Origin of the sequence: Paracoccus wurundjeri (assembly GCF_030678915.1) — a bacterium.
In the GTDB taxonomy this organism is placed as follows: domain Bacteria; phylum Pseudomonadota; class Alphaproteobacteria; order Rhodobacterales; family Rhodobacteraceae; genus Paracoccus; species Paracoccus onubensis_A.
In genome coordinates this window covers 91,224-103,734 of record NZ_JAUUTZ010000013.1, presented here as the reverse complement: position 1 = coordinate 103,734, position 12,511 = coordinate 91,224, and the positions used below count along the sequence as shown (strand labels likewise).

The window sequence follows — 12,511 nt, the reverse complement described above, 5'->3', positions numbered from 1 at the left end:
TGATGGGCAAGCAAGTGAATTACGGCATGATCGGCTGCGGCATGATGGGGCAGGAACATCTTCGCAATATCCTGTTGCTGCCTGACAGCCGCATTGCCGCGATCTATGAACCCGACCCCGATATGCGCGCCGCCGCCGCCCGTATCGCGCCCGATGCCATATTGGCCGACTCGCTTGCGGATTTGCTGGCATCGCCGCTGGATTGCATCGTCATCTCTTCGCCCAACATGGCCCATGTCGGGCAGTTGGAACAGATCGCACAGGGGCCGCCTGTCCCGGTTCTGGTCGAAAAGCCGCTTTTCACACACCCCGCGGATTGCGCCCGGATCGAGCGGCTGATCCGGACCTATCGCGCCCCGATCTGGGTGGCGATGGAATATCGCTACATGCCGCCTATCGCCCGCTTTCTGGAACGGCTGGATCCCGCGACCGGCGGGCTGAAGATGCTGACCATCCGCGAGCATCGCTTTCCCTTCCTGCACAAGGTCGGCGCATGGAATCGCTTCAATCGCAGCTCTGGCGGGACCCTGGTCGAGAAATGCTGCCATTTCTTCGACCTCATGCGGCTGGCGGTGCGGTCCGAGCCGGTGCGGATCATGGCCAGCGCCGGGCAGGCCGTCAATCATCTGGACGAAGCCTATGGCGGCGAAACCCCGGATATCTGGGACAATGCCTATGTCATCGTGGATTTCGCCAATGGTGCCCGCGCGATGCTGGAACTATGCATGTTCGCGGAAGGCGCGCGTTATCAGGAAGAAATCACGGCGGTCGGTCCCTCCGGGCGGATCGAGGCGCTGGTGCCCGGTCCCGGCCGGTTCTGGCCCGTGCATATGGGTGCGCCTCCGGTTCCGCAACTGATCGAAAGCCCCCGCGCGCCCAAAGGGCCGGTGACGACCGAGATCCCGGTTGATCCGGCGCTGCTGGAGGCCGGAGACCATAACGGCGCCACATTCTATCAGCATCGGAAATTCAGGCAGGCCATGCAGGATGGTCATGCCGTCGAAGTCACGGTTCAGGATGGCATGAAAGCCGTGCTGATGGGCCTGGCGGCGCAGGAATCGGCGGCAAGCGGCAAGGCGGTCGATCTGGATTTCAACGCAGCGACCGAGGAATGCAGGATCTGTTCGTGACCCCCACTTTCCGGACCCCCGCCTGATTGCGCCGGGAAGGGACGCCTGTCAGAACATGTCGCGCCTGCCCGGTTCCGCTTCCCCTCCCTCTGCTTCTTCTTTGTCCAAATACCTCGGGGGTCGCCGGCGGGTCGTGCCACTGGTTCAAGAGACCAGCCGGCGACGGGGCAGCGCCCCCGGCCATCGCGGGACGCAAATGACCGGCGTTTCCGATTCAGCGCGACAGGCTCGGAAAACCGGATTACTCCGCCGCCTCGGCATAGCTTTCCAGCGGCGGACAGGTGCAGACAAGGTTCCGGTCCCCGAACACATTGTCGACACGCCCGACCGGCGGCCAGTATTTGTCCACCCGGAACGCGCCCGGAGGAAAACAGCCCTGCTCGCGGCTATAGGGCCGGTCCCATTCGGCCACCAGATCCTCGACCGTATGGGGGGCAAAGCGCAGCGGGCTTTCTTCGACAGCCACGCGGCTTTCGGCAATGTCGGTGATCTCGTCCCGGATCGCCAGAAGCGCGGTAATGAAACGGTCGATCTCGGCCTTGGTTTCGCTTTCGGTCGGCTCGACCATCAGGGTTCCCGCCACCGGCCAGCTCATCGTGGGCGCATGAAAGCCGTTGTCGATCAGGCGTTTGGCGATATCGTCCACGGTTACGCCATGTTCGGCGAAAGGCCGGGTGTCCAGAATGCATTCATGCGCCACACGCCCCCGGTTGCCCATGAACAGGATCGGATAGGCCCCGGCCAGACGGCTGGCGATGTAATTCGCATTCAGGATCGCCACGCGCGTCGCCTGCGTCAGCCCCTCGCCGCCCATCATCAGGCAATAGGCCCATGAAATCAGCAGGATCGAAGCCGAGCCCCAAGGCGCCGCACTCACTGCGCCGGAACCGTCTTCGCGCGGATCGCCCGGCAGATAGGGGGCCAGATGCGCCCGCACGCCAATCGGTCCCATGCCGGGGCCGCCACCGCCATGCGGGATGGCGAATGTCTTGTGCAGGTTCAGGTGGCTGACATCGCCCCCGATCTCACCCGGCTGCACCAGCCCGACCAGCGCGTTCATATTCGCGCCGTCGATATAGACCTGCCCGCCATGCCTGTGGGTCATGTCGCACACCTCGCGCACCGTGTCCTCGAACACGCCATGGGTCGAGGGATAGGTGATCATCACAGCCGCCAGCCTGTCTCCGGCCTTGGCTGCCTTATCCGCGAAATCCTCAAGATCGATATCGCCATTGGGCGCGGATTTGACGACAACAACCTTCATCCCGGCCATCTGCGCGCTTGCCGGGTTGGTGCCATGCGCGGACACCGGGATCAGGCAGATATCCCGCTGATCGTCGCCATTCGCCCGGTGATATGCCTGAATCGTCAACAGCCCGGCATATTCGCCCTGCGCGCCGCTATTGGGTTGCATGGAAAAAGCGTCATAGCCGGTGATCCGGCACAGCTTTGCCTCCAGATCCGTGATCGCCTCGGCATAGCCTGCGGCCTGATGGCGCGGAGCAAAGGGATGCAGCGCCCCGAATTCCGGCCATGTGATCGGCATCATCTCGGCGGCGGCGTTCAGCTTCATCGTGCAAGAGCCCAGCGGGATCATCGCCCGGTCCAGCGCCAGATCGCGGTCCGACAGGCGGCGCATATAGCGCATCATCTCGGATTCGGCCCGGTTCATATGGAAGACCGGATGGGTCAGATAATCGCTTTCACGCAGCAATTCCCACGGGATGGCCGGAACAGTTCCGGCCTCCGCAGGCTCATCGATCCCGAATGCATCCAGAAGCCGCGTGATCACATCGGCATCGGTCGTCTCGTCGATCGAGATCCCGACCCGGTCGCGCCCGACCCTGCGCAGATTGATCCCGCGCTGCTCGGCGGCGGCAAGAATCCCGGCCTGCCCGACGCCCACCCGCACGGTGATCGTGTCGAAATACGCATCCGGAGCGACCTCGGCCCCGGCAGCGCGCAACGCATTGGCCACCGTGACGGCATTCAGATGCACCCGCTGCGCAATCGCCCGCAGCCCTTCGGGCCCATGAAACACGGCATAGAAGGATGCCATTACGGCCAGCAAAGCCTGCGCCGTGCAGACATTCGAGGTGGCCTTCTCGCGCCGGATATGCTGTTCGCGGGTCTGCAATGCCAGCCGATAAGCCTTGTTCCCCTTGGCATCCACCGACACGCCGACGATTCGCCCCGGCATGGCCCGCTTCAACTCATCCCGGCAGGACATAAAGGCGGCATGCGGCCCGCCATATCCCATCGGCACTCCGAAACGCTGCGCCGAGCCGATGGCGATGTCCGCCCCCATGGCAGCCGGCTCTTTCAGCAGACATAGCGCAAGAAGATCGGTCGCCATGATTGCCAGCGCGCCCGCCTCGTGCAGCGCGGCGCAATCGGCGCTCAGGTCGCGGATATGACCAAAGGTGCCGGGATACTGGAAAATCGCCCCGAAAACCTGCGACGGATCCAGATCCTCTGCCGCGCCCCGGATCACCCGAATCCCCAAAGGCGCCGCCCGCGTCTCGATCACGGCAATTGTCTGTGGATGCAGATCCCTGCTGACGAAGAACCCGTTCGCCTTCGACTTCGCCTGCCGCTTCGCCATCGCCATCGCCTCGGCTGCCGCCGTCGCCTCGTCCAGCAGGCTGGCATTGGCGACGGGCAACCCCGTCAGATCGGCGACCATGGTCTGAAAATTCAGCAAAGCCTCGAGCCGCCCCTGCGCGATCTCGGGCTGATAAGGCGTATAGGCGGTATACCACGCTGGATTCTCAAGAATATTCCGCTGAATGGCGGGCGGAGTCACCGTGCCGTAATAGCCCTGACCTATCAGGCTGGTCATGACCTTGTTCTTCGCGGCCACCTGTTCCATGCGCGCCAGCAGGCCCGCTTCGGACAGCGCCGGCCAGTCCAGCGGTTCGGTCTGCCGGATCGCCCTGGGCACCGTCTGATCGATCAGCACGTCAAGGCTATCCGCCCCCACCGCCTTCAGCATTTCCGCCATCTCGGCGGGCGAGGGGCCGATATGGCGCCGGTTCGCGAAATCATCAGGATTGTAATCGGTCGGAATCCAACGGCTCATATGTCGCCCTCTTGCATATTCCCAGAGCGAATCCGCTCATCGTTTCTTCTTTGTCCAAATACCTCGGGGTCGCCGGCGGATCGCGCCACTGGTTCAAGAGACCTGCCGGCGACGGGCAAAGCCCGGCAAACCTCACCCGATCAGATCGTTATAAGCCGCCTCATCCATGAACCCGTCCAGCACGCCGTCCTCCGCCGGTTTGATTCGGAAGAACCACGCCGCCATCGGATCCTCGTTCACATTTCCCGGATTATCGGCCAGATCGCCATTCACTGCCGTGATGACGCCCGCGACCGGCGCGGTGATGTCGGAAGCCGCCTTCACCGATTCGATCACGACGATTTCTTCACCCGCCTCGACCTCGCGGCCCTCTTCGGGCAGTTCGATGAACACGACATCGCCAAGCTGCTCGCTTGCATGCCGGGTGATGCCGACGATGATTTCATCGCCCTCGGCGCGCAGCCATTCGTGATCTTCGGTATATTTCAGCATGGGGTGCTCCTCAGCGTTTATAGGATGGGGTGACAAAGGGCAGGGCGGTCACGGCTACGGCCATGCGCTTGCCGCGCAATTCCGCATAGACCGTTGCGCCGTCGGGAATGTCGGGATCAAGCCGGGCCATGGCGATGGGTCCGCCAACCGAAGGGCCGAAGCCGCCCGAACTCACGGTGCCGATCACGTCGCCCCCGCTTTCCCCGGCAAAGATGTCAACGCCTTCGCGGATCGGGGCGCGGCTTTCCGGGCGCAGCCCGCGTCGGGTACGGGCGGGGCCGGATTCCAGTTCCGCAAGGATCCGCGCGGCGCCGGGAAAACCGCCCTCGCGTTCGCCCCCGCCACGGCGGGTTTTCTGGATCGACCACGCCAGACCTGCTTCAGACGGCGTCACGGTTTCATCCATGTCATGGCCGTAAAGCGGCATCCCTGCCTCCAGCCGCAGACTGTCGCGGGCACCCAATCCGATGGGGGCGACTTCCGGATGCGCCAGCAAGGCACGCGCGAATTCCGTCAGCCGGTCATCGGGCACCGAGATCTCGAAGCCGTCCTCACCGGTATAGCCCGAGCGGGAGATCCAAAGCTCTGTGCCCTGCCAGTCGAAGGCCCGGCTGTCCATGAAACGCATCCCGGCCGCAGCGGGTACAAGACGGGCCAGAACATCGGCCGCTTCAGGTCCCTGAAGCGCAATCAGACCGCGATCCGTGACGGGCCGGATATCGACATCCTCCAATGTCTGCAGATGGGCGATATCCTGTTCCGCACAGGCGGCATTGACGACCAGCAGATAGTGATCGCCGCGATTGGCGAACATCAGATCGTCCAGAATTCCGCCCTGATCGTTTGTGAACAGCCCATAACGCTGTCGCCCTTCGGGAAGTCCCAGAACCGCGGCGGGGATCAGACGCTCCAGCGCAAGCGCGGCGGTTTCCGGCTTGCCGTCACGCGGATGGACCAGCACCTGTCCCATATGGCTGACATCGAACAGCCCGGCGTGGGCGCGGGTATGCAGATGCTCGGCCATGACGCCTGTCTTGAACTGAACGGGCATTTCCCAGCCGGCAAAGGGCACCATCCGGGCACCATGTTCAAGATGCAGCCCGTAAAGTCCGGTCCGGCGCAATTCTTCGGTCATGTGACCCCCTGTCGTCTTGCCGGCGGGCCGGCATCGGTGAAACGGGTTGACCCCGCCTGTCGATGCCCCCTCTGTCTTTGCCCGGTTCCAGTCCTGCCTGGTTTCGGGCGCCTGAGATCGTTATCCCTTCGGCGGGCCGGACGGCCACTCTCCAGAGTTCAAGTCGGAAAACGGTCCTTTTGCCTGAGAGTTCGCCGGGGCGGCTGCTCCTTCGGCACCGGCGCGGGGCCGGATTCTCCCGAATTCCATGTCTGGGTTGCTATCTGCGCTATCGCCGCAATGCAAGACTTTTGTCTGATGGCCCGAGACTGATTGCATCCCGGCCGCTTCGGTTGACAAGAGGGCCGGCCTGACCCACAAGCTTTTGTTCTGAAATGTGTCGGCATCAAACAGATCGTGTCATGGCCCCAAAGTTCTTTCAGATCGGTTTCAACAAATGCGGCACGACATTCATCGCGCAGCTGTTCGAGATGAATAACATCCCCGCCGTGCATTGGCTGGAAGGCGAATTGGCCGAGGATATCGCCTATTCGAAGCTGACCGGCAGAAAGCCCTTGCAGAAATGGGCCGACAGCGTGACCGCCTTTACCGATATGGAATCGGTGCGGTTCATGAACATGCCGATCATCGAGGCGTTCAAGGAATATGAATATCTCGACAGCCATTTTCCCGGTTCGGTCTTTCTGCTGAATACCCGCAATGTGGAAGACTGGATCATCAGCCGCTACATGCATCGCGGCGGCGGATATGCGCGTGCCTGCGCGCAGATATTGGGCGTATCGGTCGGCGATCTCGCCGATATCTGGAAAGAGGACTGGAAGCGCCATCTGCGGGCCTGCCGCGCCTATTTCGGCTCGCGCCCCGAATTCATCCAGATAAATATCGACGATGCCGCGCCTGCCGATTATTACGAGGCGCTGTCGCCGTGGTTCGATCTGAAGCATTGCCCCGAGCCTATCGGGAAACGGGTGCGCAAAAAGCGGGAAGCCTATCTTCCCCGGCTTGGCGAAATGCTGACCGCGCCAGAGCCTGCGGATATGGTTTCGGAATCCGCGCGAAAGGACGTGGCGGCCCGGTTGTCCGCGTTCTGTGCCCCCGCAAGCATCAGCCATGCCGCCGGGGGTTTTTCGCCCCGCTTGCGGATGCCTGTCTGTTTCGATGTCGAAAGCGGTGAAATCCACGCGCCCGATTCCGGATTGCTGCCGATCATCCGCGATGATGACGGCCGCTATCATGCTGACCCGGCGGTTCCTGCGCTGCGGCCCACCGCCGCCGCTGTGAACGATATCGCGCAGGTCGCCGATCACGGCGAATACTGGCTGGATATGCGCCTGAACTGCCTTGCGGGGGCGGTAAAGGGTCATGCCGCCGCCGCGCCGATCCTTGCCCCCAGCCGCAGAGCCGGAGTCGAGAACGTGTTTCTCTGGCCGATGCCCTGGCTGCACCGGCTGGGAAGCGGCGGGTTGCCGGGTATCGTTCCGCGCAAGGAAAAACCGTTCGAAAACAAGCTTGATCACGCTGTCTGGGCCGGCGACCTTACGGGCTATGCCCGAGGGGAAGAGGGGCCCGATCTGTCAAGACCGGTCTCGGGTGCGATCGACAGGCTTGTCGGTTCGCAGTACGATTCCCCACGATTCAGGGCTGGCAAAAGCGATCTTGCCGACAGCGCAAGGCTTGGGTTCATCGAGAGTTGCGCGGGATCCGAGCTTGTGGATATCATTTTCAATCCCCGGGGCCGGGTGCGCAAAGCGCTGGAACGGACCGAGCTGGACCAGTTTCAGGCGATCGGCAAAGAGCACGGCTCGCCCTTCGATTATCGCTATATCGTCTCGCTTGGGGGTGTGCCGGGATCGGATGAATTCCTGTTGCACGCCAACAGCCATTCGGTCGTCCTGAAAGAGGAAGACGGCTGGGAGCTGTACCATTCCGGCGTCTTCCGCCCGTGGGAGCATTACATCCCGCTGAACTGGGGCGCCGCGGATCTGGAAGAGAAGCTGGACTGGGCGCGGCATCACCCCGATGAATGCAAGCAGATGTCCCGCGCCGCGCGGGATTTATGCATGATTCTTGCCGATCCGGCGGGCAGGCGCATGCAATTATCCATGATCCTTGGCGAATATCGCGCCGCGACCGGGCAGGGTGAGTGAAGGGCCCGGACCGGTCCGGACCTGAGGCTATCGCTTCAAGAAGCCTTCGAAACTGCGCGGCACCCGGCCGCGGTCGGCCAACTCATGTGCCGGTCATCCGCTCGCGGTGGAAAACATAGATCCCCGCCGCAAGGATGATCGCGGTACCAAGCCATGTAAGCGCATCCGGGAAATCCCCGAAAACCGCGAAGCCGACGATGGTGGCGCCCACGATCTCCAGATATTGGAACGGCGCCAGAAGACCGGCCTCGACCCTGCTGAATGCATGGGTGATCAGCAGAAAGGTCAGTGACAGCATTGCGCCCGCGCAGATCAATGCCGGGAACACCCAGCCCGGCAATTCGAAGATCGATACCGCGTCGCGCCCAAGGATGATGCTGCCGGCGTCAAGGATCAGCATCCCGATGGCGGCGCAGAAGGTCGCGCCGATCTGCAATGTAAGCGCGGACCTGCTGCGGCTGGCACGGCGCAGCATGATCATGTTCAACGCATAGGCGATTGCCGCGCCGACCGGAAACAGCGCGACCGGCCCGAATATGGTGAAATTCGGACGAATGACGATCAACGCGCCGATCAGCCCGACGACAACCGCCGCAATGCGGCGCGGGCCGGGACGTTCGTTCAGAAACGGCCATGCCAGCAGCGTCAGAAGCAGCGGCTCGATGAAGAAGATGGCGATGGCGGTGGCGATCGGCATCTTCTGAAATGCACTGACAAGGCAGATCATCACTGCCGCGAACAGCGCCCCCGAGACCAGTGCGGTCCATGACAGCAGCGGTCCCTTCAGCCGGTGCCGCATGACAAGGGCGATCGGTACGAAAAACAGCGCCTGCATCCCGATCCGCCATACCGTCACATCGAAGGGCGAGGCGACGCCGGTCAGCAGTTTTGCAATGGCATCGCCAATCGGCAGAAGCCCCATGGCGGCGATCATGGCCAGCATCCCCTGACGGGTATCGCTTTGATCGGTCATTCATCCCTCCGGGTAAATGCGCAGGAACGGGCAAGTCCGGTTCCGATTTCACCCCTGTTCCGCGAGTGTTCGGAAATACTATATTGAATCAGATAATTGCAGCAAGGCAGCGATGAAATTCCGGGGTTTCCGGACGCCGTTCAGGTTGCTTTTTTGTCGACCCCATGCTAGCCAGATTATAATGGCTGAGAGGGAACATAACAGCTCTCAAGCGTGTCAACACGCTTTCACATGGCGGATTGTCGTGCCGCCGCGTGCGTTTCCAATTCCGTTATCATTCACCGACCGGATTCGTGGGAAATCCCGTATCCGGCCTTTCCGGCCCATAAGAGTAAAGGACACACCATGTTCAGGATAACTTCTATTGCCGCATTTGCCGCAGCCGGCTGCCTGTTTTCGCTGCCCGCGAATGCACAGGAAGGCGAAAGCCAGTGCGGTGACGTTTCAATCGCGCAAATGAACTGGGCATCAGCCGAAGTCATTACGGAAATCGCCAAGTTCCTTCTGGAGCAAGGCTATGGCTGCAATGTTTCGCTGGTGAAATCCGATACCATACCCGCGATGACTTCGGTCGCCGAAAATGGCGAGCCGGATATCGTGACCGATCTGTGGCCGAATTCCGCCGGGGAAGCTTATGACAAGCTGGTCGATGCAGGCACTCTGGTGCCCCTTGCCGATGTTCTTGATCCGGGTGGCACCGAAGGCTGGTGGATTCCGACCGCGCTGGCCGAGGAACATCCCGAACTGACCACTATCGAAGGCATCATGGAAAATCCCGAACTGGTCGGCAATCGCTTCAACAACTGCCCCGATGGCTGGGGCTGCCGGGTGGTCAGCGACAACCTGATCCGCGCGCTTGATCTGGAAAGCTCTGGTATCGAGGTGTTCAATCACGGATCGGGCGAAACGCTGGCGTCCTCGATGGGTTCTGCGGTGACCGATGGCGAACCCTGGTTCGGTTATTACTGGGGACCGACCGTGCCGCTTGGCAAATACGACATGACGCAGGTGAAACTGGGCGAGTATGACGAAGAGAAAGCCGCCAATCTGCAAAACCCGAATGCCGAAAACCCGGAAGTGTCGGAATTCACCGCGGCTCCGATCCTGACCGCGGCCACCGCGGATTTCGTGGACAGCAATCCGGAAGTTACCGAGTTCTTCCGCAACATGACCATCAAGACCGATACGATGAGCGCGCTGCTGGCATGGCAGGACGAAAACTCCGCCACCGAGGAAGAGGTCGCGGTGCATTACCTTACCGAAAACCCGGATGAATGGCAGGGCTGGCTGTCGGATACGGCACGTGAAAACCTGTCCGAGTTGCTTCAGCAATAAGTCGACGACAACCCGAACCCTGCAAAGGACGGCGCCGGATCAGGCGTTGTCCTTTCCGGGTTCCGAAAACAGGCGGGCATGCTGTCCGGAATAGCCATGGCAACTTATGACGGTGTAATTGATGCGCTTGGTTTGCGCGAATGGTGCGGCGGCGGAAGCGACGGAGGTGGTGGCAGCGCCCCCATGTCCATGCAAGAGCTGCTTGCCCGCAGCCGGGGCGAATCCGGGGGCGGCGGTGACGGCGGATCACTTTGGGATCTGCCTTTTCCGTCGCTCGATACGCTTCACGATGCCTGCGCAGCGATTCCGGAAACCCGCGATCTGACACTGGGACTTGAGCGGGGGTTCCTGTCCATTCGCGACGCGCTGCGGGTGGTGGTCGATCCGGTCACCCAACCGCTTAGCTGGATGCTGCGCGAAAGCCTTGCGGTCATGACCAATACGCCCTGGTGGATCATGATGCCGCTGCTGCTGGCCCTTGTCTGGCTGGTCAGCCGGTCGTGGCGGATCGTGGGTTTCGTGGCCATATCGCTTGCGCTGCTTGCCCTGGTCGATCATTACGATGCGGCGATGCAGACATTGGCGATCATCTTCGTCTGTGCCTTCATCTGCGTGCTGATAGGCGTGCCCATCGGCATTGCCATGTCCCGCAGCGACCGGCTGCAACGGATCGTCATCCCCATTCTCGACATGCTTCAGACGCTGCCGCCCTTTGTCTACCTGATCCCGCTGATCTTCCTGTTCTCGGTGACCGAGCCGAAACTTTATGGCATCGCGATCATCCTTTACGCCATCGTGCCGGTGGTCCGGCTGACGGATCTTGGTATCCGGCTGGTGGACAGGGATGTGATCGAGGCCGCCGACGCTTTTGGCATGACCAGCCGGCAAAAGCTGTTCGGCGTGCAGATCCCGCTGGCGCTGCCGAATATCATGGCTGGCGTGAACCAGACCATCATGATGAGCCTTGCGATGGTGGTCATCGCCTCGCTGGTTTCCGCTCCGGGTCTTGGGGTGCTGGTGCTGCGCGGTATCCGCAGTCTTGAGCTGGGGGTCGGGCTGGTCGCCGGTTTCGGGATCGTGCTGCTGGCGATCATGCTGGACCGCGTGACCAAGGCTTCGCTGGCGCGAATCGATGCCAGCCAGGCAAAGCGATAGGGGGCGGTCATGGATGATAACGTCAAGATCTCGATCCGCCATCTTTACAAGATATTCGGCGACAACCCGAAATCCGTTCTGACCGAAGTGCAGGCCGGGATGGGCAAGTCCGAGCTTCTGGAAAGCCGCAACCATGTGCTGGGCCTTTCCGATATCAATGTCGATATGCACGAGGGCAAGATCACCGTCATCATGGGGCTGTCCGGCTCGGGCAAATCGACGCTGATCCGGCATCTGAACCGGCTGATCGAGCCGACCTCGGGCGAGGTTCTGGTCGATGGCAAGAATATCCTGACCTGGAATGAGGCCCGGCTGCGGACGCTGCGGCGGGAAACCATGTCGATGGTGTTCCAGAAATTCGCCCTGCTGCCGCATCGGACGGTGCTTGAGAATGCCGGGATGGCGCTGGCCACGCGCGGCAAGTCCCGCAAGGAGTTCGAGGGCGACGCCAATCGCTGGCTGGATCGGGTCGGGCTGGGCGGCTATGGCGGCCATTATCCCTATCAGCTTTCGGGCGGGATGCAGCAGCGGGTGGGGATCGCCCGCGCCCTGACCTCGAATTCCGGGATCATGCTGATGGACGAGGCGTTCTCGGCGCTTGATCCGCTGATCCGCACCGATATGCAGGATCTGCTGATCGAATTGCAGGCCGAGCTGCACAAGACCATCGTTTTCATCACCCATGATCTGGACGAGGCCCTGAAGCTGGCCGATCATCTGGTGATCCTGAAGGATGGACTGGTCGTTCAGCAGGGTGAGCCACAGCATATCCTGTTGAATCCAGCCGATCCCTATATCGAGGATTTCGTCAGCGATATCAATCGCGCAAGGGTTCTTCGTGTCCGCTCGATCATGGATGACAGCAATGGCGAAGGCGAATTTTCCGGCGAGGTCGATCACGATGATAACCTTGAGAACGTGATCGCCATGGCCGAGGGTGCACTTGACCGGCGGTTCCGGGTCACGCAGGACGGAAAGCCGGTCGGTACGCTGGAGATGCCCGCGATCATGCGGGCTTTGGTGCCGCGTCGCTCTGCGCGGGAAACGGCGCGGGGGTAAGGG

General features: G+C 61.7%; 9 protein-coding genes and 1 riboswitch. Of the genes, 5 read left to right on the top strand and 4 right to left on the bottom strand.

Annotated elements, in window-relative coordinates; translation table 11 throughout:
* The first annotated feature begins 2 nt into the window (after nucleotides 1-2).
* Nucleotides 3-1,130, top strand: a complete 1,128-nt coding sequence (locus tag Q0601_RS14205) for a Gfo/Idh/MocA family protein (RefSeq protein ID WP_305290535.1) — start codon at nucleotides 3-5, stop codon at nucleotides 1,128-1,130.
* 241 nt (nucleotides 1,131-1,371) lie between these two features.
* Here Q0601_RS14205 and gcvP read toward each other — a convergent pair whose 3' ends face one another.
* The 3 genes from gcvP to gcvT form a co-directional block, all read right to left on the bottom strand.
* The gene (gene gcvP, locus Q0601_RS14200; protein ID WP_305290511.1) at nucleotides 1,372-4,212 is read right to left on the bottom strand and encodes an aminomethyl-transferring glycine dehydrogenase; all 2,841 of its coding nucleotides are present in this window, start codon (nucleotides 4,210-4,212) and stop codon (nucleotides 1,372-1,374) included.
* 132 nt (nucleotides 4,213-4,344) lie between these two features.
* Nucleotides 4,345-4,701: a glycine cleavage system protein GcvH gene (gene gcvH, locus Q0601_RS14195; RefSeq protein WP_305290534.1), complete on the bottom strand. Its 357-nt coding sequence runs from the start codon at nucleotides 4,699-4,701 to the stop codon at nucleotides 4,345-4,347.
* Nucleotides 4,702-4,714: 13 nt separating this feature from the next.
* Nucleotides 4,715-5,839: a glycine cleavage system aminomethyltransferase GcvT gene (gene gcvT, locus Q0601_RS14190; protein WP_305290510.1), complete on the bottom strand. Its 1,125-nt coding sequence runs from the start codon at nucleotides 5,837-5,839 to the stop codon at nucleotides 4,715-4,717.
* A 161-nt stretch (nucleotides 5,840-6,000) separates the two neighbouring features.
* Nucleotides 6,001-6,090, bottom strand: a riboswitch (glycine riboswitch).
* Between the two features lie 150 nt (nucleotides 6,091-6,240).
* Here gcvT and Q0601_RS14185 point away from each other — a divergent pair.
* A complete protein-coding gene (locus Q0601_RS14185; protein ID WP_305290509.1) occupies nucleotides 6,241-7,986 on the top strand; it encodes a glycosyl transferase family 90 in 1,746 nt (581 codons plus the stop codon).
* Nucleotides 7,987-8,068: 82 nt separating this feature from the next.
* Here the strand turns inward: Q0601_RS14185 and Q0601_RS14180 are convergent, their stop codons facing one another.
* Nucleotides 8,069-8,959 carry a DMT family transporter gene (locus Q0601_RS14180; RefSeq protein ID WP_305290508.1) on the bottom strand — a complete coding sequence of 297 codons (891 nt, stop codon included), beginning with the start codon at nucleotides 8,957-8,959 and terminating at the stop codon, nucleotides 8,069-8,071.
* Between the two features lie 345 nt (nucleotides 8,960-9,304).
* Between Q0601_RS14180 and Q0601_RS14175 the strand changes: the two genes are divergently transcribed.
* The 3 genes from Q0601_RS14175 (at nucleotide 9,305) to Q0601_RS14165 (ending at nucleotide 12,508) form a co-directional block, all read left to right on the top strand.
* The gene (locus Q0601_RS14175; RefSeq protein WP_305290507.1) at nucleotides 9,305-10,294 is read left to right on the top strand and encodes an ABC transporter substrate-binding protein; all 990 of its coding nucleotides are present in this window, start codon (nucleotides 9,305-9,307) and stop codon (nucleotides 10,292-10,294) included.
* Between the two features lie 96 nt (nucleotides 10,295-10,390).
* A complete protein-coding gene (locus tag Q0601_RS14170) occupies nucleotides 10,391-11,449 on the top strand; it encodes an ABC transporter permease (protein WP_305290506.1) in 1,059 nt (352 codons plus the stop codon).
* 9 nt (nucleotides 11,450-11,458) lie between these two features.
* Nucleotides 11,459-12,508, top strand: coding sequence for a quaternary amine ABC transporter ATP-binding protein (locus Q0601_RS14165; protein ID WP_305290505.1), 1,050 nt, complete (start codon nucleotides 11,459-11,461; stop codon nucleotides 12,506-12,508).
* Nucleotides 12,509-12,511 lie beyond the last annotated feature (3 nt).